At 39.3% G+C, this 25,064-nt stretch carries 12 protein-coding genes and 1 pseudogene; 9 read left to right on the top strand and 4 right to left on the bottom strand.

The window, feature by feature from the left end:
• Positions 1-60: 60 nt before the first annotated feature.
• Both ACP6PM_RS18245 and gyrA read right to left on the bottom strand, forming a co-directional pair.
• The gene (locus ACP6PM_RS18245; protein ID WP_426587068.1) at positions 61-423 is read right to left on the bottom strand and encodes a 4a-hydroxytetrahydrobiopterin dehydratase; all 363 of its coding nucleotides are present in this window, start codon (positions 421-423) and stop codon (positions 61-63) included.
• 394 nt (positions 424-817) lie between these two features.
• On the bottom strand, positions 818-3,478 hold the full coding sequence (gene gyrA / locus ACP6PM_RS18240; protein WP_426587066.1) for a DNA topoisomerase (ATP-hydrolyzing) subunit A: 2,661 nt from the start codon (positions 3,476-3,478) through the stop codon (positions 818-820).
• A 256-nt stretch (positions 3,479-3,734) separates the two neighbouring features.
• Here gyrA and ACP6PM_RS18235 point away from each other — a divergent pair, with 256 nt between their 5' ends.
• From ACP6PM_RS18235 to ACP6PM_RS18220, 4 genes are all read left to right on the top strand, one after another.
• Entirely contained in the window at positions 3,735-4,667 is a 933-nt protein-coding gene (locus ACP6PM_RS18235; protein WP_426587064.1) for a histone deacetylase family protein, read from the top strand.
• Between the two features lie 1,389 nt (positions 4,668-6,056).
• Positions 6,057-6,260 carry a hypothetical protein gene (locus ACP6PM_RS18230; RefSeq protein WP_426587062.1) on the top strand — a complete coding sequence of 68 codons (204 nt, stop codon included), beginning with the start codon at positions 6,057-6,059 and terminating at the stop codon, positions 6,258-6,260.
• 358 nt (positions 6,261-6,618) lie between these two features.
• Positions 6,619-6,822 (top strand): hypothetical protein, encoded by a 204-nt coding sequence (locus tag ACP6PM_RS18225; protein ID WP_426587060.1) that lies wholly within the window; start codon positions 6,619-6,621, stop codon positions 6,820-6,822.
• A gap of 88 nt (positions 6,823-6,910) precedes the next feature.
• Positions 6,911-7,930 (top strand): ABC transporter ATP-binding protein, encoded by a 1,020-nt coding sequence (locus tag ACP6PM_RS18220; RefSeq protein WP_426587058.1) that lies wholly within the window; start codon positions 6,911-6,913, stop codon positions 7,928-7,930.
• A 438-nt stretch (positions 7,931-8,368) separates the two neighbouring features.
• Here ACP6PM_RS18220 and ACP6PM_RS18215 read toward each other — a convergent pair whose 3' ends face one another.
• Together ACP6PM_RS18215 and ACP6PM_RS18210 are read right to left on the bottom strand one after the other, a co-directional pair.
• Positions 8,369-9,859, bottom strand: a complete 1,491-nt coding sequence (locus tag ACP6PM_RS18215; RefSeq protein ID WP_426587056.1) for a TldD/PmbA family protein — start codon at positions 9,857-9,859, stop codon at positions 8,369-8,371.
• A 305-nt stretch (positions 9,860-10,164) separates the two neighbouring features.
• Complete coding sequence (locus ACP6PM_RS18210; RefSeq protein ID WP_426587054.1) at positions 10,165-10,752, bottom strand: Uma2 family endonuclease; 588 nt, start codon at positions 10,750-10,752, stop codon at positions 10,165-10,167.
• A gap of 329 nt (positions 10,753-11,081) precedes the next feature.
• Between ACP6PM_RS18210 and ACP6PM_RS18205 the strand changes: the two genes are divergently transcribed.
• From ACP6PM_RS18205 to ACP6PM_RS18185, 5 genes and pseudogenes are all read left to right on the top strand, one after another.
• Positions 11,082-12,566 (top strand): AMIN domain-containing protein, encoded by a 1,485-nt coding sequence (locus ACP6PM_RS18205; RefSeq protein WP_426587052.1) that lies wholly within the window; start codon positions 11,082-11,084, stop codon positions 12,564-12,566.
• 85 nt (positions 12,567-12,651) lie between these two features.
• Positions 12,652-12,855: pseudogene (locus ACP6PM_RS18200) on the top strand (hypothetical protein); the annotation flags it as partial.
• Positions 12,856-13,210: 355 nt separating this feature from the next.
• Positions 13,211-13,417 (top strand): hypothetical protein, encoded by a 207-nt coding sequence (locus ACP6PM_RS18195; protein WP_426587050.1) that lies wholly within the window; start codon positions 13,211-13,213, stop codon positions 13,415-13,417.
• Positions 13,418-13,492: 75 nt separating this feature from the next.
• Positions 13,493-21,283 carry a LamG domain-containing protein gene (locus ACP6PM_RS18190; RefSeq protein ID WP_426587048.1) on the top strand — a complete coding sequence of 2,597 codons (7,791 nt, stop codon included), beginning with the start codon at positions 13,493-13,495 and terminating at the stop codon, positions 21,281-21,283.
• A gap of 239 nt (positions 21,284-21,522) precedes the next feature.
• Positions 21,523-23,946 (top strand): hypothetical protein, encoded by a 2,424-nt coding sequence (locus ACP6PM_RS18185; protein WP_426587046.1) that lies wholly within the window; start codon positions 21,523-21,525, stop codon positions 23,944-23,946.
• The last annotated feature ends 1,118 nt before the right edge of the window (positions 23,947-25,064 follow it).

The raw sequence follows: 25,064 nt of genomic DNA, 5'->3' as shown, positions 1-25,064 counted from the left end.
TTAAAAAGCCTTTTTTTTAAATTAACCTTCTTCCTTCTTTATTCTTCCTTTTTCATTCTTTTAAAATTTACATTGTTTGTCTGATTTCCAAGTTTTGATTAACTGAGAAATAGTTGTTGCTAACTCGAAGTCTAAAAGGGTTAACCCACCTACATCATGAGTTGTCAAATTTATCGTAACTTGATTGTAGGAAATAGCAATATCTGGATGATGATTTGCTGTTTCTGCTGGTATGACTAAACAATTGACAAAATTTATGGCTTCAACAAAGTTCTGAAATTGATGAGTGTAGGATAATTTATTATCTTTTATTTGCCAATGTTGTAAGTCTTGTAAGCGTTGATAAATTTCTGCGTCACTTAATATTTTTCTCTTGTGAATATTAGTTTCTTGCACTAAGAATAAGGAAGAATAAAATTCCATAAATTAATATCATATAGCGCTATGCGCAAGGGAAAAGTTAAAAGCGGTGCGACCCCTCGTCGGGGTAAGACAGCAAGCGGTCGTTTGCGGAGCATTCCGAAGGATGGGATGGCGAGGTGACCTCGCCATATCCAATCGACCAATAGAGGGAATGCGCACTCCTGTGAGGCAAAAGTCAAAAATAATCCTATAACTGAGGCGTGAGAATTTAGAAATATCCTAACCTTTACTTCGATTTTTATAATATCCGGTAAAAGAGTAACGTCAAGCTAGTATATTAGTCGCCAGGGAATTTAGGACATTCTTACTCCTCTCACACTTACTCACAGAAAGAATTTAACTTTTGAGTTCTGAGTGATGTTTCTAGCACTAGAGCGCAACTACAAATAAATATTTATTTTTCTATATCTTCTTCTGTTTCTACTACTTCTACTTCTGTTATTTCTTCTTCTTCTATTTCCATTGTTTCTTCAGTTTCAGTTGCTGGAACTAAAGCAACTTCTGCTATAGCATCTGCATCATCCAGTCTTTGTACCCTAACCCCTGTAGCACTACGAGATTGAATAGAAATAGCATCTATTGCTTGACGAATAATAATTCCTTTTGCAGTAATTATCATCAATTCTTCTGCCTCATTTACTACTCGCAAAGCAGCTACTTGGTCTTGTTTCTTTTTCTTCTGTTTAAACTTAGTAGCGATGCGACCTTTACCACCTCTGTTTTGTAGAGTAAATTGAGAAACTGGTACCCGCTTTCCATAACCATTTGTCGTAATAACTAATACCCAAGGGCCGGGATTATTAATCGCTGGTATTTCATCAGATTCTACCTCTTCTATTTCCTCAATTTCTATTTCTAACTCTTCCTCTTCTAGTTCTATACTTTCTTCATCTATATCAGCAATTTTATCTATAATTGAACTGGTTAAAATATCCATGCTAATTAATTCATCACCCTTCATTAATTTCATGGATTTTACACCTCTTGTATTCCGACCTAAAGGACGCAACTGTTTATTATCAGTTCTAAAGTGAATTGCCATCCCAGAACTAGAACCAATAATTACACTATCGTCAACTCTAGCTCTCCTTACCCATCTTAAACTATCTCCTTCTGCCAGAGAAATAGCTATTAATCCATTGGAACGAATATTAGAAAATGCGGATAAACTTGTTTTTTTGATATATCCACCCTTAGTCAGCATGACTAAATATTCATCATCAGTAAATTCGGAAACAGGTACAATAGAAGTAACTTTTTCATCCCGTGGAATAGGTAACATTTGCACTATTGGTACACCCCGCGCGACGCGAGAACCAATATGAATTTGATAAGCATTTAGACAATAAACTACACCTCTTTGAGTAAAGAATAAAATACTGTCATGGTCATAACAACTCAGAAAATGTTCCACTACATCATCATCTTTCATTTTAGTGCCAGATTTACCACGAGTTGCTCGACTTTGAGCCTCAAAAGAATTAATTGGCATCCGTTTAATATAGCCTTGTTCTGTCAACAGAATAATTGCTTTTTCATTGGCAATTAAGTCTGTATCATCTAGCTCTCCTTCTGCTAGTTCAATGACAGTTCGTCTAGGAGTAGCATGACGTTCTTTAATTTCTAAAGCTTCCGTTTCAATAATTTCTAAAATCCGTTCCCGTTTAGCTAATATATCTTGCAAGTCAGCAATTTTTAATAGTAATTCTTCATGTTCTTTTTGAATTTTTTGTGCTTCTAATGCTGTTAATCTTCTTAACTGCATTTGTAAAATTGCATCGGATTGAACTTCAGATAAACCATAATTTTCCATTAACTCTTGTTTAGCAGCAGGAGTATCAGCGGCATGGCGAATTAATTGAATAATTTCGTCTAAGTTATCTAAAGCAATTAGTAAACCTTGCAATAAATGGTCTCTTTCTTCGGCTTTTCGCAGTTCATATTCTGTTCTCCTAGTAATAGTTTCTACCCGAAATTCTAGGAAAACTTCCAGGTATTTTTTCAGGGTTAGTAACTGGGGTTCGGAATTTACCAGTCCTAAAATATTCGCTCCAAAATTTGCTTGTAGGGGGGTTTGTTTGTAGAGATTATTCAGTACAACTCTCGGATAAGCATCTCGTTTGAGTTCGATAACGATACGCATTCCAGTCCGATCGCTCTCATCCCGGATATCAGAAATACCCTCAATTTTTTTGTCATTAACCAGTTCGGCAATTTTTTCAATTAATGCTGCTTTATTGGTTTGGTAAGGCAATTCTGTGACAATAATAGCTTCCTTGTCAGGACGACCACGGTGTTCAATGGTTTCTATATTAGCGACCCCCCGCATTGTGATGGAACCACGACCGAGGGTGTAAGCATCCCGAATACCAGATTTACCTAGAATTTGAGCACCTGTAGGAAAATCAGGTCCAGGAATATAGTGCATTAATTCATTTTCAGTTATTTCTGAGTTATGAATTAGTGCAACCAAACCATCAATTAATTCTCCCAAATTATGGGGAGGAATATTAGTTGCCATCCCCACTGCAATTCCAGAAGAACCGTTAAGAAATAGTTGGGGAACACGAGAAGGGAGTACCAACGGTTCTTGTTGAGAACCATCAAAGTTATCAGCAAAATCTACTGTATCTGCATCAATATCCCGGAGCATAGCATCGCTAGTCAGCACTTGCAGACGACATTCTGTGTAACGCATCGCAGCAGGAGGGTCATTGTCTACAGAACCAAAATTACCATGACCTTGTATCAGGGGCGAGCGCATTGAGAAATCTTGAGCCATTCGCACCAAAGCATCGTATACTGCCGTATCACCGTGGGGGTGGTATTTACCCAGTACCTCTCCCACCACACGAGCGCACTTCCGGAAAGGACGGTCTGGAGTTAAACCTAATTCGTGCATAGCATAAAGTATGCGACGATGGACGGGTTTCAGACCATCTCTAGCATCTGGCAACGCCCGACCTACGATTACGCTCATGGCGTATTCTAGGTATGATTGGGACATTTCGTTCCGCAGATCGGTTGGTACAATTCGTGACTCAGAAGTAGTCATATAATGAAAAACTCCATTAAATTTAGAATTAATTAACAACAAACCAAAAAAAATCGGATTTCCTCCAATTAACTTTAGTCTGATTAAAAAATCATGCTGTTTCTATCTAAAATTATAGCACATTTTGTCTAAATATTTGCTCAAATAAATGGAAAAGAGAGAAATATTTCTAGTTGAATGAAAAGTTAAAATATTGGTATAATTGTAGTTAAAAGTTTGAGTCAGTTGGACAAACTCTAATATTTATATTTGTAATATGGTTTCTGTTATTTACTCCGATGAATTTCTCGAACACAAAACTGGTATGCTACACCCAGAGCGACCAGAACGTTTAACTGCTATTGTAGAAACTCTCAAAACCTTTCCTACTCAAAATGGCCAACTCCAATGGCAGTCACCAACTCCGGTAGAAAAGCGCGATTCATCATTGATGACACTGCTAGAAAAAGTTCATTCTCGTAGTCATATTCAAGCAGTAGCAGAAATAGCTAATCAAGGTGGCGGTTATCTAGATGGGGATACACCAGTTTCTCCTAAAAGTTATGATGTAGCATTGTTAGCGGTAAGTGCTTGGTTAGATGGAGTCGATCTAGTCTTGGGAAATGGAAAACCTGCTTTTGTCTTAGCAAGACCCCCCGGACATCATGCTGAAAGTAGACGGGGGATGGGATTTTGTTTATTTTCCAATGCAGCGATCGCCGCTCATTACGCCCTAGAAAAACCAGATATTAACAAAGTTGCCATTCTCGACTGGGATGTGCATCATGGTAATGGCACCGAGGAAATTGTAGAAACTAACGAAAATATAGTCTATTGTTCTCTCCATCAATCTCCCTGTTATCCAGGAACAGGGTCTGCTGACGAACATGGTTCTTACAATAACGTACTAAATTTACCCATGTCACCAGGTAGTACAATGGCTATTTATCAAGCAACTTTCGAGCAAAAAGTTATACCCTTTTTAGCTAACTTTCAACCAGATTTATTGATTGTTAGTGCGGGTTATGATGCGAACCATGACGATCCATTAGCAGGTATTTCTCTACAACCAAAAGACTATGGATTATTTACAGAATATTGTTTACAAATAACCCACAAAATATTATTTGGTTTAGAAGGGGGTTATGACTTACCTAGTTTATCTCAGTCAGTATTAGCAACAATTGAAGCTTGTCTTGAAGTTAGGTAAATTGTCAAAAAAATATTCACATTTTAAATTCAGAACAATTACTAACTAACTATAGCAATCCTATTTTATTTGTGTATAAAAATCTTACCGCTTTTAGGGAACAGGGAACAGGGAACAGGGAACAGGTGATACTTTCGATTTTTTTATCTACTTTTTAATTACCCGCAACCTATTTAGGATTGCTATATGACTTGAATCAGTCTATTTAATTGCCCAATATTTAATCATAAAAGTGTAAATTTTAGTTAGTAATTGATTAATTATTTTATATAAAATATGGAGATGTTCATTAATGGATAATGGATAATTACCTCTAGTTAAAACCCCGTTTGATTGAATATAAGGAAATATTATTTCTTGTCTTGGTCGATTGGAGGCAAGCAAGGAAACCTCGCCATCCATCGACCGCTTTTTCCCCTTGAAAGGGGAGGCTTTAAAAGGTGAATTATTTAATTAATAATTATTAATTATTAATGTAAAAATAAAATTGTTGGTTGAAGCTGGTGCATATGTTAACTATAGAAGTCCTAAGTGTATCTCTGCAAAGCTGCGGGTTTTTGGCAAAGGAGTCAGGAGTCAGGAGTCAGGAGTCAGAGAAATAGGATAGGGGAAAAAGGTAGAATCTAGGCCCCCATCTCCCCATCTCTAAATAGATCCGCTTAGGGGTTCTATAGAGCAATAGACCCAGAATAATTTGCCTTAAGTGAAGCGATTTATTGTGAAAATAAAGATATTTTTAATTATTTGGAACTACTTACTTCACCAGAACTGCAAAAAATAGCAAGGCAAATGCGAAAAAGGATAGAACATCGGCGCTGATAGTCATTGAGTTAGTTTATTGGGTTGGTGGATGGTAATGGTGAGAAGAAGGCTGATTTCTGTATTTAGAAACTGTTTGTCAAATAAGTATTAAGAGAGCAAAGAGAGCAAATAGTGACTAAAATCTAAAAGCGGTAATACTTCAAGCGATTTAAATCTGGTAGATACCAGAGGTAGAAAGGTACATATATTCCTAGATTTTTAAGTGACAAATAGTTGTCTTGATTTCTTCCTCCTTATTCCCTATTCCCTATTCCCAGTTAAATGTTCCCTATTTCCTTTTTATATTTCCTGATACATTCAATCTCTTAGTATGAAAACTTGTAGCTTATAGTTTGGTAACTCTGGAAAGGTTGGGAATTTAAATATGTGGTATTTCACAACCAGATTTAAGACCAGTGACAAGCATCACTAACAAACACAAATACACTCACATCGAACTTATGATATTAACTAGAAACTAAATTGAGAACAATCATTAACTAATCATTACTCAAATCACCCTATCTAATTACAAAAACCCTAATAATAAAAATGGAAGTTGTACTTAGTCATTAGTTAATAATTTATATGAAATCACTCAATATTTCACCAGCAAAAAGTTTACTTGAGGAAGTATTTAGTAAAGTGATGTCCTCCAGTGTTATTACTAACGATGAACGCCAAAAGATTCGGCGTGTATTATTGACTGGTTATCTAGATGATGATGAATATGCCATAATGGAAAAGTTGGTCGATCGTGTTAGCCGTGGATTGGTAAAATTTGTTGAATGAAATTGACCTACTTCTGTACTCTGCTAAGTGCCATTTCAGTTATCACAGAAAACCCTAAATATACTAATAACTATGGCATCAGCAGTTTTAATAGAAAACCTTCAAAAAAGTTATAGTTCATCTGTTGGCTGCTGCCTTTTGTCTCAGCTAATTTTATGTGATGTTTCACCAGCAGATTGAATATCAGTGACAAACATCACCAAAAAACACAAACATACTCACATCGAAGATATGATATTAACTAGAAACTAAATTGAGAACAATCATTAACTAATCATTACTCAAATCACCCTATCTAATTACAAAAACCCTAATAATAAAAATGGAAGTTGTACTTAGTCATTAGTTAATAATTTATATGAGATTACTTAATATATCACCAGCCAAAAATGTACTTGATGAAGTATTCAGTGAAGTGATGTCCTCCAGTGTTATTACCAGTGATGAACGCCAACAGATTCGCCGTCTATTATTCACTGGTTATCTAGATGATGATGAATATGCCATCATTAACAGGTTGTTTTACCATGTTCGCCGTGGATGGGTAAAACTTGTTGAATAAAATTTACCTATTTCTGTAGTCTGCTGAGTGTCAAATCAATAATAAACAATTACAATATTCAGGGAAAACCCTGAATATACTAATAACTATGGCACCAGCAGTTTTAATAGAAAACCTTCAAAAAAGTTATGGTTCATCTGTAGCAGTTAAGGACGTTTCCTTTAAGATAGAACCTGGAGAAATATTTGGTTTACTTGGCCCTAACGGCGCTGGCAAAACAACTACCCTACGCGCTCTATGTACTCTAATTACACCAGATGCTGGACATTTAGAAGTATCGGGTGTTTCGGTAACTGACCAACCGAGAATAGCCAGACAACGCCTTGGCTATGTTGCCCAAGAAGTGGCCTTAGACAAGGTATTAACAGGCCGAGAACTACTGCAACTCCAAGCAGCAATATATCATATCCCTGGCAAATTGGCCAAAGAAAGAATCAATAAAGTGATTAGTCTCCTAGGTATAGAAGATTGGGCGGATAAAAAAACAGGTACTTATTCTGGTGGTATCCGTAAACGTCTCGACCTAGCAGCAGGTTTACTACATCAACCAGACGTTTTAGTTTTGGATGAACCCACAGTTGGTTTAGACATTGATAGTCGGGTAGTAGTTTGGGATTTTTTGCGTCAGTTGCGAGACTCAGGTACAACAGTTTTGATTACCAGTCATTATCTCGAAGAAGTTGACGCTTTAGCAGACCGGGTAGCTATTATTGACAAAGGGATGGTAATAGCAACTGGCACTCCTTCCGAACTCAAAGATCGAGTAGGAGGCGATCGCATAACTCTGCGCATTAGAGAATTTTCTCCTACTGAAGAAGCAGAAACAGCAAAAACATTACTTGAACCTCTACCAATAGTTCAAGAAGTGATTATCAATGCTGCTCAGGGCAATTCCTTAAACTTAGTTGTCACACCCCAGAGTGATGCTTTAATCGCAATTCAAGAATCGTTGCAAGCAGCAGGTTTACCCATTTTTGGTATTGCTCAAGCGCGACCAAGTTTAGATGACGTTTATTTAGCAGCAACAGGAAAAACTTTAATGGATGCAGAATTAGCTGCTGCCAATAGTCGAGACTTGAAAGCAGAGAAAAAACAAAGTATGCGGTAAATTTTACAGGACTTACACAGAGGTACTACATATAGCGGAAAAAACTATATCGTTATAGTTTTGGAACTCTATATATACGGTCTTTGGGTAAGTCCTATTTTAGTCGAAACCGGGTTTGTGTTAGGTATTTCACAATACGGACATCTACTTAGACAAACCTGGTTTTTGTGCCATTTTATATCCAATATGATAGCATCTTAGCCCTATCATATCAAATCCGGTTGAATACTTATCATATATTTGGGGGTGGGGAGTGTGGGGAGGGTGGGGAGAAGGGGAGGTGAGAGATTGAAGGCGCTAATTCTGACTGAAACCTTGTAATTAGCTGGAATTATTGAAGTAGCACTCAGCTTTGTAGGTTGGGTTGACCTTAAGGAAACCCAACAACTCTAATATGTATATGTTGGGTTGCACTATCGTTTAACCCAACCTACTCAATTAACCTGCTCCACTACCAATCAAAATATCCCGCACCCTGACAGGTACACAACCATGAGTCATTTGTGCTAACTGCATCGGTTCCCCTTTCCCACAAATATCAGTACCACACTGCTCCCATTCAGCAGCAGTTCCTACAGCATCAACGCTATTCCAGAAATCAGTCGTCATAGAATGATAAGTTACATCTTTCAACATTCCCACAACTTTACCTTTTTTCACTTGCCAAAACGCATCCCCACCAAATTGAAAATTCCGCCGTTGTTGGTCAATAGAAAAACTACCAATACCATCAATTAAAATTCCATCCTCAGTATCGGCAATCATTTCTGCTAAAGTTGCAGTATGACTTCCACCATCCGCACCCGCTTCTAATCCTAAGTTGGGAATGCGCACCATAGGTATACTCGACCAACTGTCGGCATAAGCACAACCATTACTGCTACCTCGCCCCAAACGGTAAGCTGTTTCCCTGTCTGTGAGATAATCTACTAATATCCCATCCTTGACAACATACCAATCTTGTGATTTAACACCCTCATCATCATATCCTACTGTACTACGACCTCCTGGTTGGGTACGATCGCATTTAAAGTTAACCCAAGGTGCAGCATATTGGAGTTTACCCATTTTATCGGTAGTGGCAAAACTTGTGCCTGCAAAATTAGCTTCATAACCATAAACTCGGTCTAATTCGGTGGGATGTCCGACTGATTCGTGAATGGTTAAAAATAGATTCGTTGGCTTTAAAATTAAAGTAGAACGAATATCAGCAGGTCCTTTGGGAGCATGAACTTTTTCTATTGCTTCTGAAGCAACTCGGTCTACTTGACTCAATAAGTCAGTAGGGTTAATATGCTCGTACCCAATATTCAAAGGAGGTCGATCATAACTACGACTTTGAGCATCATTATTAGCAATAGCTGTGCAAGTAAACCCAGGATAGCTACGGTAAATTGTTTGGTCAATTAGGGAATCATTTGTAGAAGCAAATATTTTCTCTTCTTTGGTAAACCTGAGAAAAGAAAAAGCTTTTTTAATCCCCTGCTGTTCATAACTTAATAATTGCTCGTTCAAACTTAAAAGTAGTTCCGCCTTTTCCTGAATGGGAACAGTAAACGGGTCAATTTCGATAGGAGTAACGTAACTATCGCGATAGGTTTCTACAGGTACTAACTGCACAGGTGTTTTTTGACATAGACGACTACCTTTAGCAATATCCACTGCTAAGGCGACAACTCTAGCTATTTCTTCTGGTGTTTGGCGATGACTAGCAGCAAAACCCCAAGCACCGTTGAGCAAAACTCGTATTCCAAAACCAGAGCTAACTTTATCTTGTAGTTGCTTAAGAGAGCGATCGCTAGCTGTCAAATTTTGAGAACGGTAAGTACATAACCGAATATCCCCATATTCACATCTTGCCTGACGAATTAGGTCTACTGCTAATGTTGCTAGTTCGGTAGTTTGAATTTTTACTGGTGCTTGTACCATTTTATTCTTAGTATTAATCTTGCTTTATCTATTATATTGTATTGTATAGCGCATCGCGCTAGGGAATAGGGAATAGGGAATAGGGAATAGTAAAGTGTCAAAGGGTTTCAGGATGTATAAATGTCCTAACCTTAATGCGTAGCGCTATATTGTAGTAGCGCGTCTAGATTAAAATTGTGGGTGAATTCGAGCAACCTGGAAGACCTCTCCCCCGACCCCTCTCCTGCAAGGAGAGGGGAGAGATACTTCCTTTTTGATCAAACACCTAAAAGCTGACCGCTGATAGCTGAATGCTTAAAGCTATATTACCAAATAGTTTCTAAATCTAATACAAACCCAGGCAAAATATTTTCTCCAGATACAGTCTCAGGATTTACCAATATTTCTACTTCTTGCTGAGGGCGATAAATTTCTACTTCTCGTTTTTTTCGATTAATTAACCATCCTAATAACGCACCATTTTCTATATACTCCAACATCTTTTCTCGTGTTTTTGGCAAAGAATCACTAGGAGACATTAATTCCACCACAAAATCAGGACATAAAGGTACAAACTTATCTTGCTCTTCAGCAGTTAAACTATCCCAACGTTCAAGTTTTACCCAAGAAGAATCAGGAGAACGGTCAGCTCCATTCGGTAAAGTAAAACCTCTATTGGAATCAAATACTTTACCTAAATTATTTTGACGGTTCCATGCTCTTAGTTGAAAATTTAGATCGGAGTTCCTTTCTCCTGTATTTCCTCCAGTAGGTGGCATAATAATTAATTCTCCTGTGGCAGTTCTTTCAAATCTTAAATCGTCATTTTCTTGACAAAGTTGCCAAAATTGTGCCTGGGTGAGATGAATTTTTAATTCTAATCTGGGTGGTAAATAAATTGTCGATGTTTCCATAACTTTGCCTCCTTTACCATTCTTATGTTAATCTGAAGCTTGTCTAATCAATTTTAGAGAATGTTGTATTTTATATAGAATCCGAGTAATTAGTTATCCTATCACTGAGGAGTCAGGAGTCAGGAGTCAAGAGTCAGGAGTCAGGAGGGGCGGAGAAAGAAAGGATTATGGAGCATGAATTATATAATTCCTATTCATCTATATTAAGAGGGAGTAATTTTGCGATTACTGTATGACCGGATTTTATATTAGTCCAATTTTAGAAAGTTTCATAGATTATAAATTGTAGCTTAATAATTAAATAGTTGTGGAATTGTGAGTAGTTAGCTATGGCAAGTCAATATCAAAAAAATCTGTCAAAATTAAAATCTATATTCAAACTTATTGGCTTAGTGGGAACACTGACAATTAATTTTAGTTTGCCTCGGCCAGTTTTAGCAGCTTTCTTAACAAACTGGTTTTTTGACCCAGATAATAATCAACTTCAGTTTACTCTCCCAGCAGGTACAATTCCTAGTTATTCTGTTGAAAGCCAACCTGCTCGTCTAGTTGTCTACATTCCAGATACCGAGGTTAGTGTAAATGTGACTGAATTATATCCAGCAGGGTTGGTGCGTCGAGTTAGTCTCGCTCAAGAGCAACCAACACAAGCAAAAGTTGTTATAGATTTTGCTCCGGAAGTAGCTATATCAACTAAACAAGTAAAATTAGAACAGGTTGAACCACAGCAAAATAGTTGGCAGTTGCGTCTACTGGTGGGTGAGGGGGAAATCTCAGAAGCAGCAGAACAGCCAATCATTTTAGATGGAAATTCTGTTGAAGCAGCAATAACAGCAATAGAAACTACAGAACCAGAAATAGATACTGTTGAACCAGCAATAACAGCAACAGAAACTATAGAAGTAGAAAATTCGGAATCTACTGTTGAAGAAGATAATCAAGCTTCTACTCCACCAAAGCAAGATAGAGTAGGTTTTCTAGAAACAGACCCCAAAGCAGAATCTCCTCTACCAAACCCCCCTCCTTCTGCAGACCCTTCCATTCCATTCTTGGTTATTCCTACTGACAAACCAGATAGTGTAAATTCTCCATTAATAGACGCTTTGGGTAATCAACAACCTGCTACTGAACCTTCTGAAATTGGGGAAGTGCCGCAACTCCAAGCTAAAGAAACTGAAGATACTTTTGTTCCACCTCCCCCAGAACCTGAACCTGTAGAAAAACCAAACTATAGCAATACCAAATCAGTCGATGTGATTTCTTTTGGAGAACCTTTACCTGGAACTTTGGGGGAAAAGCAATCTGAAGATGATACTTCTATATTAATTGAGGAAGGAGAGATCATAGGTTTAATTTATCCCACTGGAGAGGTTACACTACCACGCGGTATTGAGATACAGGAAGTTTTGTTGTTAGATGAGGCGATCGCTGATGAATCTGGTAGAATTATAGTACCAGCTAAAACACCTGTAGTCGGTGGTTTTGATAGTAATAGTCATGGTAGCAAATTCACAGCCAGAGCTATATATATAAATGGTCGTTTTATCCCTTTTTCTGCTGAATCAGAATTCCTCCGAGGTCATCGTCACGTTAATGGAAAAGTTTTGGGCGCCAGTAGTGCTGGTGGGGGATTAGCATTACTGCTCCTTACAGGTTCAGGTTTTGGTTTCTTGGCAGGAGCGGCGCTTGGAGCTGGTACTGTTGTTTTGACTTCTCCTCGTGAACCAGTCACTGTGGAAGCTGATGAAATTGTAGAAGTGCGTGTGGTTGAAGATTTACCCCGCTCCAGATTTTATGATATTAGCAATTTTTAGGTGTTATAGCGCTACGCGCAGGTCAGATAGGGGAGCCATCGGATTGGCAACGTACAGAAGTAATCTCTGACTAAGTTTCAACTAAATGGAGCGATTTCAACACACAGCCAACTTATTGACTGTGGTACAAACCTGTCGTTGCCAGGGACGCTCTGTCATTGATTTCTTTGAGCAATCTTTAATAGCGTTCGCGGAGCGTTGCGTCAGCAGTATCGCATATGATGAGTTATCATCAGTTCTATCTCTGATTCCCATCAGTTCATACCGGAATTACTACCTCATGTCCTGACTTTACTGTAGTTTAATTTTTTGTCAAGCGAGTGAATATTTCCTGAAGTTAGCTAACCGTGACTACCGAAGCGTTGGCGGAGCCTAGTGGCAGCTATATCGCTCTCACCTGAATTCTTACAAATTAAGACATTTCTAAATTATAAAACTCAGTCATAGATTATTTTGGTGTTGGTAATTGATGGGATTATTTATTATTAAGGGGTAGTACCCATACATATATGTATACTCTAGGTAATAGGGCAGGAATAGGGGGTAATACCATACATTTTATCTGTTATTAAAAAAAAATTAAGATAGTTAGAAAAAAGATCAAAAGATGTATTTTAACTGTGTAAGTAAACTACAAAAATCTTATGAGTAATCAAAGACACTTTGATAATTTTATCTTTGATAATTTCCTCAAATCCTATGAAGACAAAACTTACAAATATCCAACCCTAGTTCGACACAAAGGTACGGTAATTGCCTTTGCTATGGACAATGAACAACATATCTATTACACAGTCCTAGACTTGAGTGACAGTGATGAAAACAAAGGGCCAATAGATGTAGAATACTAGTCAAAAAATCCTAGTCCCCTGCATTTTGCCAATGAAATAGCCCAAGTTGGTTATGGGTTGGTAGGGGCAACTAGAATGCCCACAGTCAAGAAAGGAACGCGAACTGAAGACAAGCCAGAAAATTTAAACCTTGACGAAATTGACGAGTTCCTCTCAACTACAGCAAGACTAACAGCAGATGCACCTTTTCAGGTACTTTCTGACGATCAATATATCTACATCTTTCGTCAGTCTATTGCTGGTAATGACCCAAATATAGTCTATAAACTCACTAGACTTGAAGGCGGTGGCTCATCTGGGGATACCACCAGAGATAACTCCGAATTTGTGCTTTCTGGAGGTAATAAAGTCCCCCTAGTTAACAATACTCTGTTATTAGACCGCTTTATTCTTTTGGGTGCTCAACTACAGCCGAAGATGGAGGTGCGTTATAAGCGCAGTCGCAACAAAACCCAACCAGCTAATAGTAAGGATAGTCTGGGGGCAAAAGATATGGAAGGCAAAGCATTCTCTGAGCCTACCCAAGAACTAGACTTTGTGCGCCAGCTTGAGGGAGGACGTTTCCAAGTTCTATTATTGCCGACCCAGATAGCTAATATTAATCGCTGGCAAGTCTTTGCTTATAACAGTGCTACTAGCAAGATTGACTCTTTTAATATTGAGCGGGCGACTGATGGCCTATTTAATACTAAAGGTACTATTCATTACACTAGCCCTGATCCAGAATATCAGAGTGCCATTTTCCAACGTCGTCCTGGAGTAGACTCCTTTACTAATCAAGAGTTAGTACCAATTCTTAGTGCCCAGGGTGGAGCAGAATCAGCACTTAGTTTTAATGGTACTGATAATTATGTGGATTTAGGGAATCCCTCAGAATTACAGATTACAGGCAGTCAAACTATTGAAATGTGGGTCAAACCCTTATCTTTGGCCAACAGGCAAAGTCTATTCTGTAAAGCCTATAACGGTGAAGGGGCAATTACCTTAGAGGTGGATGGTAAACTATCCTATTATTATGGTACTGGTGGTAATAATCCTAGTGAAACCAATATAGATTATGATGCCTTTGAGGGAATTTTAAGTACTTTTGGACTGCTGCGGGACGAATGGTCTCATATTGCTATTGTCAGGAATTTCGAGAGCAGGACATTAACCTGCTACATTGACGGTGCTTTTGCAGGGGAAGAAATTCTTACTAAGGATGCTGCTACAGCAGGTAGTGATAATGTTTTTCTAGCTAAAGGTTATGCTGATAATTTTAATGGTTGTATAGATGAAGTCCGAATCTGGAATCGCGCTCGTACTGGTTATGAAATTAATGAGGATAGGCATCATCGCTTGGTAGGAAGGGAAGCAGGATTAGTAGGTTACTGGCGATTTGATGAAAATACTGGTGCTACAGTTTATGACCAAACTGATTCTGCTAATAACGGTACTATTTATGGTGCAACTTGGCAAGAGTCAGATGCACTTATTGGCAATCATCCAGGGGTGAGTCGGGATAGTTTTTCAATTACTGGGCGCACCATTGAATCAGGATTAACGGCGGTGCAGTATTTCCAGCAGGAAGATGCTCAAATCGGTAATGATCAAGAAAGCAAACCGATGAAAACTAATGCCCGGGTGATGTTGGCAGTGGCTACAGGTGGAACCGATGCCAATGGGGCGACAACCACTAACAAGTACATTGCAACATTAGATTTTGCTGTTTCTCGTGAAGGGAAGCTAACACAAGTACCAGATAATCTCTCCTTGAATTGGCTCAATCGAACGGATCTAGATGGTGATTCTATCGAGAGTTCTTTTGCTGCAGTTGGGAGTTTGGAAGCGGAAGTTATTCAACTGAAACGAGAGATTCAAGGACTTACGGAAGAGCTTCAACCCCTAGAAGAAATAACTCAGGGGTTGGAAGAATTAAATCAAAAAAAACAGGATGAGGAATCTCAGTTAAAGTTTTGGAAAGAAAAGAGTGAAGATCAAGAGTATACTTATATCCAGATCGAAGCTCATATCAAGGGCTACGAGAGGAGGATCGACGACGTAAATACAAGAATCACTAAATTGGAAACTCAAAAAGCTTCCTTCGATAGTAAAATAGCAGAGCTAACTCAAAAACAAGCTAGCCTGATTACCAAGCAAGAAGAACTTGAACGCAAAAAAGAAACATTATATGGTCAAGTATCATTGCCCATGGCTCTGTTACACACCGATTCTGATGGCTTGACTGCTTCCGGGGCATTACTAGGCTTTGCCAATACTCAGGATACCCCACAGCTATTGGACAGTGCTATGGGCAAACTAGCTCTTTATTTCCAAGGAACTAACACACAGTTCTTTACTGCTTACTACGATACCAAAACAGCCCGCGCTCAAAAAGTCATTGATACAGATGGAGGCAAAGTTCGCTTCCTAGCTCGTTCAACTGGTGCTGAGTCAAACGCTGCTAACATTACTATTAGTGATGGCAATAGTGATGATACCTGTGAAGTTACTATTGCTAACTCCCAAACAGGGATGATTGAAACCTGGGAAAATGTGCCGCGAGACCCCCGGATGTTTAGCAAAGTTCTCAATGGACAGGCAAAGCCTCTCTATTTAGCACAAGTCTCAGCAACATCTGGCACAGTAACTGAACTAACTCTGGTGGAAACAACAAACCGCCAGTTAGCAGCAGGTGCGGTGTTGAAAATTGGTGAGACCAAAGTTACTACTAGTGCGGACGTTCCAGTCAACTCCAGCAGTATTCCTGTCAACAGTGTGTCTCTAGAAGTGGAAGAAGAGACTCCAGTTTATTTGGTTTTATACGATTACGCTGCCAATGATACTCTTGCTTCTGCAGCACTGGAGTTTGATGGTTCAAATGATTGTGTAGAGCTTGGAGATTTTAATCCTGGAAACACCTTTACAATTGAGTTCTGGGTTAAACTGAATACTTCTGAATCATATACTGACAAACAGTACTTTATTACGAAATACCCTTATTTATCCCTTAGTAGTAATCAGGAAGGGTCCTTCTTATTACAGTTGAATAATTCTTTCTTGAGCTTTCATAGCTTTCATACTATAACTTTGGGAGAGTGGTTCCATGTAGCATTAGTCGTCAAGGAAAATTATCAATATGAGTTCTATCAGGACGGTTTATTAATCAGAGAGAGCAATTATTCAGAAAACTCATTTGATCAGAAAGAGCAGCCTTGGTTTTTGGGAGCGCTAGTAAGAAGGAGTAGTGATAACAAATCAGGTTTATTTTCAGGTCAAATGGACGAAGTTCGCATCTGGAACTATGCCCGCACCAAAGAGGAAATCAACATAGACAAGGATCACCGACTCACTGGCACAGAACCTGGTTTACTAGGATACTGGCACTTTGAAGGAAGTACAGCCAACGACTATAGTGGCAATGGCAACAATGGCACCATCTATGGTAATCCTAAAAATGTTCCATCTCCTCCTTTAAGAAGCAATAGTGATCTACAACTAGAAAATGGTTCACGACAATTTCTGGTTTATTCCGAGGCAACCGCAGGCACAATTCCCAATGGAACTGTCACAAGTTTAGGGGATGCTCCTTCTTGTCGTTGGGTAGCTGATGCTCCTGGCTTGGCTTTAGACTTTGATGGACAAAGTCAATATCTAGCTATAGGTGAGGATGAAATACCTCGGATGGATGCTACTGCTAACCTAACTCTGGAGGCATGGGTTAAACCAAAGGTAGTCAGCACTGTAGGTCGAATAATAGTTTATAATGACAGATCGAAAAATAGTCAATATACTCTAGGGTTACAAGAGCAAGGGTTGATGTCGGCACTAGAGTTAGATGGGGATTATATTCAGCTACCGCCTGAAAGTATCCCTTCTGGAAAAGAGATAACTTTTAGTTTATGGGCTTATGGAGATAGTACACTACCTCTTTCAACTTCTCTTATTGAAGCCTATAACGAGCAAGATGAGCGAATTTTCAATGTCCACTTACCTTGGAGCAATCGGCATATCTTCTTTGATTGTGGAGGAGACCGAATAAACAGGCATGCAGAGAGACAATATACAGATCCAACAGATTTCGTCGAGGCTGAATACAAAGGTAAATGGTCGCACTGGGCTTTTACCAAAAATGCTGATACTGGAGAGATGAAAATTTACTACAATGGCAAACTTTGGCATTGGAACGATGATAATAGCAAAACAGGTATATTACCAAAAGTTAAAGCTGTTCGATTAGGAAGCGGTGTTAATGGTGACAATTACTATTATGGCAAAATTGACGAAGTTCAGATCTGGAACTATGCTCGCAGCGAAGAACAAATCCAAGCCGATATGAATCGCCGACTCAGTGGTAACGAATCTGGATTAGTAGGTTACTGGCACTTTGAAGGAGGAACAGCCAAGGACTATAGCGGTAATGGCAATGATGGAACGATATATGGCAATCCTACCAATGTCGCTTCTGCCCTCAGTACCTACTACAAAGTCTTTGCCGGAGTAGGCGTTGGCGATAGCCTTGCGGAAGCAAATCGCTACCTCAAAACTAAGGATGTCTTCCCTCTTGATAATTGGAATCATTTGGCTGTCAGTTACAACCAATCTTATGCCCTGAATTTTAATGGTAATGACTATCTCGACTGTGGTAAAAACCGCGCACTTAATCTGTGTGAAGACTTGACCATAGAAACAGTAATACAGATTGGTGATAGTAAGTTACGCAGTATTATTAGTAAAGGTTTGATGGGTTCTGGGGTAGAAAAAGAAAGTGTGCCCTATGGTTTGCAAGTAGAAGCAGGTAAACTGATTTTTTCCTTTGAAGACAGTCAAGGTACGATTCATAAATTAGAGTCTCCTGCATACAAAATTCAGACTAATACAGTTCACAAAATTGCCGTTACTCGTCAAAAAGTTACTCAAACTACTGAGAGTGGAGCAGACCCCGATGCTTGGGGAACTGGAGATGTAGCAGATATTGATGCCAAGACTGGTGATTTTAGCTCTAGTGAAAATCAAAAAATTGACAAGGCAATGAAAGCTGATTACGTTGCCTCCAAAAAACGAGGTAAAAAACTCAAGCAAGGTTTGAGGGAGCAGGATACTGCAAGTACTTCCCAGGAGCCAACATTTATCACTGGTCAAGGAATTGCTCAGTGGCTAGAACTGAAAATGTATATTGATGGTTTGCTGGTATGCAGTCGAGTGATTGAACCTGCTGTTAGTTCCGAAGGTAATAATCAACCTCTAGAAATTGGCAGAACAGGTGAGAGTTATTTTCTAGGTAAAATTTCCGAAGTTAAGCTTTGGAGTCGGGCACTAGAAAAAGGTGAAATTCACCAAAAGCTTACCGGGCAGGAAAAAGGTTTAGTTGCCTGGTGGCAGTTAGAAGAAAACGAAGGCAATCTCGCCAATGATTTCAAAGGAGGCAACCACGCTCAAATTAAAGGTGCAACTTGGTGTAAAAATCCGGATGTGGAAGCTTCTGAGTTTCTCCTCTATAGTAATGGTGTTCTCCTAGGAACAGAATCATTACCATCCGATGAGCCAATGGTGTTCCCGAACAGTTCTCAGTTCACCCTTGGCGCTCGCAAAGGTAGTGGTGGTCCTTCTGATTACGATCAATGCTTCAATGGCATTATGGAAGAAGTACGAGTTTGGAAAGTTGTACGCACCCAAGAGCAAATTCTCGACAATCTCTTTACCCGCCTCAAAGGAGAAAAGCAAGACCTAATCGCTAATTACACCTTTGATGAAATTTTTGATAATGAGTTGAAAGACAAAAGTTTGATGGGAAATCATCTGATGCTGCGAGCAGAAGCAAGCAAACCGACATCTGTTTTTTCTGATGCTCCGATCAGTAATGATATCCCTCAAGTGCGTTCAGCCTTAGCAGCAGTTGAAACTGTATTCAATGCTCAGATAGATAGTAGTCCTGCTGTCACCGAGTACGGCGATATGCAGTACGACAGCCAGCAGAATCTAACTGGAGTCTTCAAACGCTGCTACACTTACATTAAAGATGGTAAATGGCGGTTAATTACTGGTTACAAAGTTGGTAATTTGATTACTGAATGGGTCTCTCAGGTACAGTTCGACCCTCAAATTATTGGTTACATCGAAGGCGCACCACCAATACCTGGTGAAAACATGACTGTCGGTCCCGTATCGCTTGCAGACACTGACACTTATAAACAAGCTGGCACAGTAGAGCTAATTGAGGCAGAAGAAGTAAATTATAACTTCTCTAGTTCCAAAGAAAATGGTTTTGACTCTTCCTTTGAAGCAGCAATGTCTGCGGGTGTAGAGTTAGACTTACGGACTCTACTTGCTCCTCTTGGTTTTGGTGTTTCCTTCAAAGCTCAAGTAGCGTTCAATGTCTCAAGTAGTGGCAAGTTTCAATCTTCTGGTGGCTGGACTGACGAAAAGACAATCAGTAGTGGACGAACTGTAACCAGAAATATGCGGGCAACTGCGGTTGGTTATTGGGAAGATAAAAATAATCTGCTCAATCCTCGCTTGGGGCAACGGTATGTTATGAATAATCAGGGATTTGCCCTGGTGCAATCAGAAACAGCGGATGTTTTTGCGTTGCGTTTAGCTCATAATAAAGCTCTGATTTCCTATCGTTTTCAACCTAATCCTGATATTCCCAAAGATTGGAATATTATCTCGTTCCCCATCAACCCCCGTTATACTAAACAGGGAACCCTAGATGGCAAAGTCGGTTATCAACCTGATGGCAGCGTGCAAACTGATCCTGATTATCCCCAAGCCACTCAGTATGGGGAATATAGCTACTTTAAGCCTATAGAAACCTATGCTCTGAAACGAGAAATAGAGAGAGAAGCAGCAGAGTTGAAAAATTATTACCAGAACTATGATGCTTCACCTCTATCCAATAGTATTCTCAAAAATGTTATGAGTACCAATGCTGGACTTTTAGCCAGTGCTGCTGGTGCTATTCCTATTGGAGGAATAGGTTTGGGTGCTGCTACCACCTTTGGTAGTCTTGCTGATGCACTGACTAAAGACGAAAGTCTACCGGAAAAATTTGCTACTCGCAATATTGCTAATACCTATGTCTGGACAGCAGACGGAGGATTTTATGCTGAAACAACTAATACTATGGATGTTAGGCAAGAGTCGAGCAGTGGTTCCTATTCCTTTAATACGAATTTTGGTACTGGTATTTCTTTGAATGTAGCTGTTATTGGCACTTTTGGATTTAATTTGAACGGTAGCATGGGGGGTCATTTGAATATGACTCAATCAAAAAGTGCGGAAACATCTCAATCTTTCCGAGTTGAAGTTCAGGTTAATCCCCAGAACAACTTGTACAAGTATGAAGTTCCTGAAGACCAAAAAGATTGGGAGTCAACCTATGTAGATTATTTGCTTCAGTATGATACTGAGGGTAATCCGATTAAAGTTCCTGGCAAGGTGGATGCCTATCGATTTATGACTTTCTACCTAGAACCGAAAGCAGAAAATTTTGAAGACTTTTATGCTAAAGTAGTAGACCCGATCTGGATTGAGCAAAGCGACGACCCTAATGCTCAAGCTCTACGGGAAGCCAGGCAAAGTGATAAAAAACCAGCTTGCTGGCGGATTATGCACCGAGTCACTTTTGTTAGTCGTCTGCTACAAGATTTTAATGATGATGCTGCCTCCCAGTTAGCTAAGGATGCAAGAGCATTGAATATTGACAGCAACTGGCAACTGATTAAAACATTGGAGCCTTTTGTGAAGAATAAAACAGATAATTTTGTGCAGTTTGCGGATGCAGTGCGGGATGCTTTAGAAGAGTATTTGCCAGAGTTGCAACCTCACTCACCAGAAATTATTGCATACATGGCTCAATACTATGGTTTATCAGAGGATGCCTAGTAATATCAAATCCGGTAGCATTCGTGTAATTGGATAAAGAGTGTGGGGAGGGTGGAGAGTTTGGGGAGTTTGGAGAGTTTGGGATATAATATCAAATCTGTTTGATTGGATATCAAAAAATCCTCCAATCCTCCTGAATTCTGAATTATCGCTCCTGACTCCTTTTGACTTAACCAATCTATTCCCTATTCCCTATCAAAATATCAAGAAATTTTAATTTAATTAGGAGATTAAGAATCATGGCTGAAACTAACGTTGCCAACACTACAATTATTTCTTGGGAAAACTTTCGGGACAAAATGACAGAGAAATACCGAAAGGATTTTATTGATAAAGTTACAGAACACTCAGGTGGAAGTATAGATCAAGATAAAACTGACAACTATTTTCGGACTTTTGTTAAAGCTTTATATGACAATCGAGTCGAAGGTATAGGACCAGGTTACGGTTATTTCTATGAAGGTGGAGCCGCAGGGGAAAAAGGGAGACAAAACTTAGTTGCCGCTTTTCAGCAGGAAATGCAGGGGTTTATTCGAGAATTTGCTCCATTAGCTGCTCAGGGTTCAACTCTATTGTGGAGTTCCTATCCTATTGGTCGATTTGCTGCTGAGGACAGTGAGATTCTCAAAAGTGCTGGAGTTAAGGATGAAAATGCCCAAACTCTCAATAACACACAAATTGGTGAACTTTGGGATAAACTCAACATTACCGGTCTGTTAGATCAGGAAGATAAAGCAATAGGTTATATATGGGACAATCAATATAATGTCTGGGCTAGTGTGTCTAAAGAATTTGCTTCTAATGCTAAGGGTGAAGTCCATGTCTTTCTTCCGAAAAATATTGCTGCATCCACAGTTTTCTGGAATGTAGAATTACCTGAACTACGTAAGAATATGGCTGAATTTACAGAAAAGCCAAAGTCTGAGCAAGTTAGTAAAATAACTATTCATCGTCTCACGGATGATGCTCTTAAAAGGGTAGGCGCTACAATAGACAGCAAAGATGAGAATGCTAGGCGTGAAATCATGCTTGATTCTAGTAGTTGGCAAAATTTAGACTTTTCAGAAGCTACTTTAGATGTACCAGACTTTTCTGATAAACAAAAGAGATTGCTTCAGGATTCTAATCCTTTATTGTTTGCCCGAATGGATAACTACGTCGCGAGTAATAAAACTGCTGGTTCTATTACTATTAGTAAGCTTACTGAGATTGCTCGACGCTGGAAAGATAAAGCTTCATCTTCTAGCATAGATTATCCACTGTATCAAAAAATTGCGAGAAAGTATGGTCACATTCGAGGAATTTCTCCTAGTCTGGTCAGTAATATAGAACAAGGAATAGCAACTGACAATCAGATTAAACAATATTCTGAAACAATGGTGAAACATTTTTTAGACAATCTCAGAGACAAAGAGCCACAAAATTATAACGAAAGCGATCTGGAAATTGTTACTCATTTGCTTTATCAAAATTATACTCGCTTGCAACAAACTTCGGGTGTTGAAATGTCAACAAAGGTAATCTCCAAAGCCGAAATTGAAAATCTGTTCAAACAAAACACTGGAGATCCTGCATTGAGTGGTTTCAGTAATTTGAATCAGTATTCTCAAAAATTATCTGCTCAAGAAACCATCGGGCAATTTGGACTAGATTACCAATACCAAAATACTTCAGGAGAAATAGTTAAACCTTATTTAATGTCAACAAATGGGCAAGATCAAGCACTCCCTTTTGTTTACTATGTTACCACACCAATAACAGACGATATTAAAACTAATGCTAAGATACCTCTCGATCCGACAGTGAAAACCAGGTTGGAAGCGATCGCCAACGATACCAACAGAGATGATAACGATGAACTGAAAAAAATGGCAAAAGAACTTACTACCCCTGGAATTTATCATGAATTAACTCCTAATACTGATAACGATCTACCCAGATATGGTACTCAAGCTGATGGCAAAAAATCCTATGCAAGTATGCTGCGCACAACTTATTCTCCAACCAGTGCTCAACTCTCAACAGGAGCAATGATTCGAGCCAAAGGGCCTAACGGTGAGGATTTTAAAATTGCTGATTGGAATGGCTTGACATGGAATATATCTCCTGAAAATTCATTCCAATTTCCTGATTGGATGAGACTTCAGGGGCGATCGGAAGATCGACTGAATGTTGAGACGGAGTTAACATCGTGGAAGAGAACAGGTGACGAGAAAATGACACCACCCACAAATATTCCAGCACCAGTCAGAGCTTTTATGGAGCATCATTTCCAAACAGATTTAACTGATGTTACTATCCAAAAAGTTAACTATGCAGATAGTGATAATTCAACAGATAAATCAATTAAATTTAAGCCTGGAGAGTATAACGATACAACAGAAGCAGGGTTAAAGAAAATTGCTGAGAAGTTAAGAGATACACTGACGCAAAAAAATTTCAATACCTCCGATCTTTTCAAAGCCATGATTAAAATTAATAATGAGTTACCTACGAAGTCTGTATCTATTAAGAATGATTTGATAATAGCACGCCAAGAAAAATTGACGTTTAAAGCACTTCTAAAAGATTATAAGAAAAAATATGGGCAGATAGGAAAATCTTCCTCTGTGTCAGCAGGTAGTACAAGAACCAGCTCAAGAAGACGATCTACACGAGTTTAGGTAATATTATAGCGGTTTTCACAAAGCTAGACTACAAAACTTTTGCTCTCTACCTTCTGCCTTTAAGGCAAAATTTCTGTATTTTTGAATAATGAAAACTGCTATAATTAGGGTTTGCTGAAAAAGTATGAGTGGTAGGGGTAGGAGACAGGAGACAGGAGACAGGAGACAGGAGGAACGGGGAATGAGCGAGGAGGTAGTCGGGAAAATTGTCCCTTGATTTTTCTACTCAACTCTTGACTAAAATCCTAAATTTTTGAACCATTACCACCTAAAACCTCCCATTTTTTGAGACTTTAAAAGGCGCTCAACCTTGATATGTCAATGCTTTTAGATTTATTCAGCAAACCCTAATTAGGAGTCAGGAGCTAAGAGTCAGAAGTCATATCAAATCGCCTTAATTCTCTTTTCTCCTCCTTCTTTTTCTTTCTTGTTGCCTTTTACCTTCTGGAGCTGTTGCCTATTACCGAAAAATTAAGGTATAAAGCCTCTCGATTCATGGATAAAAAGCGGTCGAGAGATGCTGAAGAAACCTAGCCATATCCAATCGACCAACAGAGCGGTCGTTAGCGTTTCGGCTGTCGCCGACATGAAAAGCGTTAGCGAAGATCCTCTGTTAGCGTAGCTCCTCCAGAGGAGGCAAGAGGCAACTCCTATGTTAGCGCAGCTCCTCCGTTTGCGTTAGCGTTAGCGTTAGCGTTAGCGAAGCTCCTCTGTAAGAGGCAGCTCCTCTGTAAGAGGCAGCTCCTCTGCAAGAGGCAGCTCCTCTGTTAGCGCAGCTCCTCCGAAGGAGGCAAGAGGCAGCATTCCGCAGGAAAGGAGGCAAGAGGCAGCATGACCTAGGATGGGATGCTGAGGTTTCCTCCCCATATCCAATCGACCAACAGAGCGGTCGTTTAGCTAGCGCACAACTACATTTTTCATGTCGCGCAGCGTTAACGAAAGTTGTGCGAAACAAAACGGCGATCGCCGACTTGAATTGTGGAGCTTGGAGTAGGATGGGATGGCGAGGTTTCCCGCTCTGAAAGAGCCGCTCCGAAGTGCGCCATATTCAATCTTCCCTTGAGAAGAAAAAAAATTCCTTTTAGCCAATCCTATCTGTTATAAGAAGAGGTAAT

The organism is Dapis brunnea BLCC-M229, from assembly GCF_050015995.1.
GTDB lineage: Bacteria > Cyanobacteriota > Cyanobacteriia > Cyanobacteriales > Microcoleaceae > Trichodesmium.
The sequence above is the reverse complement of the archived record's forward strand: the minus strand, read 5'-3'. Positions and strand labels throughout refer to the sequence as shown.

What these genes read in the sequence shown, in the direction of transcription:
- ACP6PM_RS18225 (WP_426587060.1), top strand. Translation starts at nt 6,619, where the DNA reads ATGAGATTACTTAATATATCACCAGCCAAAAATGTACTTGATGAAGTA.
- ACP6PM_RS18190 (WP_426587048.1), top strand. Translation starts at nt 13,493, where the DNA reads ATGCCCACAGTCAAGAAAGGAACGCGAACTGAAGACAAGCCAGAAAAT.
- ACP6PM_RS18195 (WP_426587050.1), top strand. Translation starts at nt 13,211, where the DNA reads ATGAGTAATCAAAGACACTTTGATAATTTTATCTTTGATAATTTCCTC.
- ACP6PM_RS18245 (WP_426587068.1), bottom strand. Translation starts at nt 423, where the DNA reads ATGGAATTTTATTCTTCCTTATTCTTAGTGCAAGAAACTAATATTCAC.
- ACP6PM_RS18210 (WP_426587054.1), bottom strand. Translation starts at nt 10,752, where the DNA reads ATGGAAACATCGACAATTTATTTACCACCCAGATTAGAATTAAAAATT.
- ACP6PM_RS18215 (WP_426587056.1), bottom strand. Translation starts at nt 9,859, where the DNA reads ATGGTACAAGCACCAGTAAAAATTCAAACTACCGAACTAGCAACATTA.
- ACP6PM_RS18235 (WP_426587064.1), top strand. Translation starts at nt 3,735, where the DNA reads ATGGTTTCTGTTATTTACTCCGATGAATTTCTCGAACACAAAACTGGT.
- ACP6PM_RS18220 (WP_426587058.1), top strand. Translation starts at nt 6,911, where the DNA reads ATGGCACCAGCAGTTTTAATAGAAAACCTTCAAAAAAGTTATGGTTCA.
- ACP6PM_RS18230 (WP_426587062.1), top strand. Translation starts at nt 6,057, where the DNA reads ATGAAATCACTCAATATTTCACCAGCAAAAAGTTTACTTGAGGAAGTA.
- ACP6PM_RS18205 (WP_426587052.1), top strand. Translation starts at nt 11,082, where the DNA reads ATGGCAAGTCAATATCAAAAAAATCTGTCAAAATTAAAATCTATATTC.
- ACP6PM_RS18185 (WP_426587046.1), top strand. Translation starts at nt 21,523, where the DNA reads ATGGCTGAAACTAACGTTGCCAACACTACAATTATTTCTTGGGAAAAC.
- gyrA (WP_426587066.1), bottom strand. Translation starts at nt 3,478, where the DNA reads ATGACTACTTCTGAGTCACGAATTGTACCAACCGATCTGCGGAACGAA.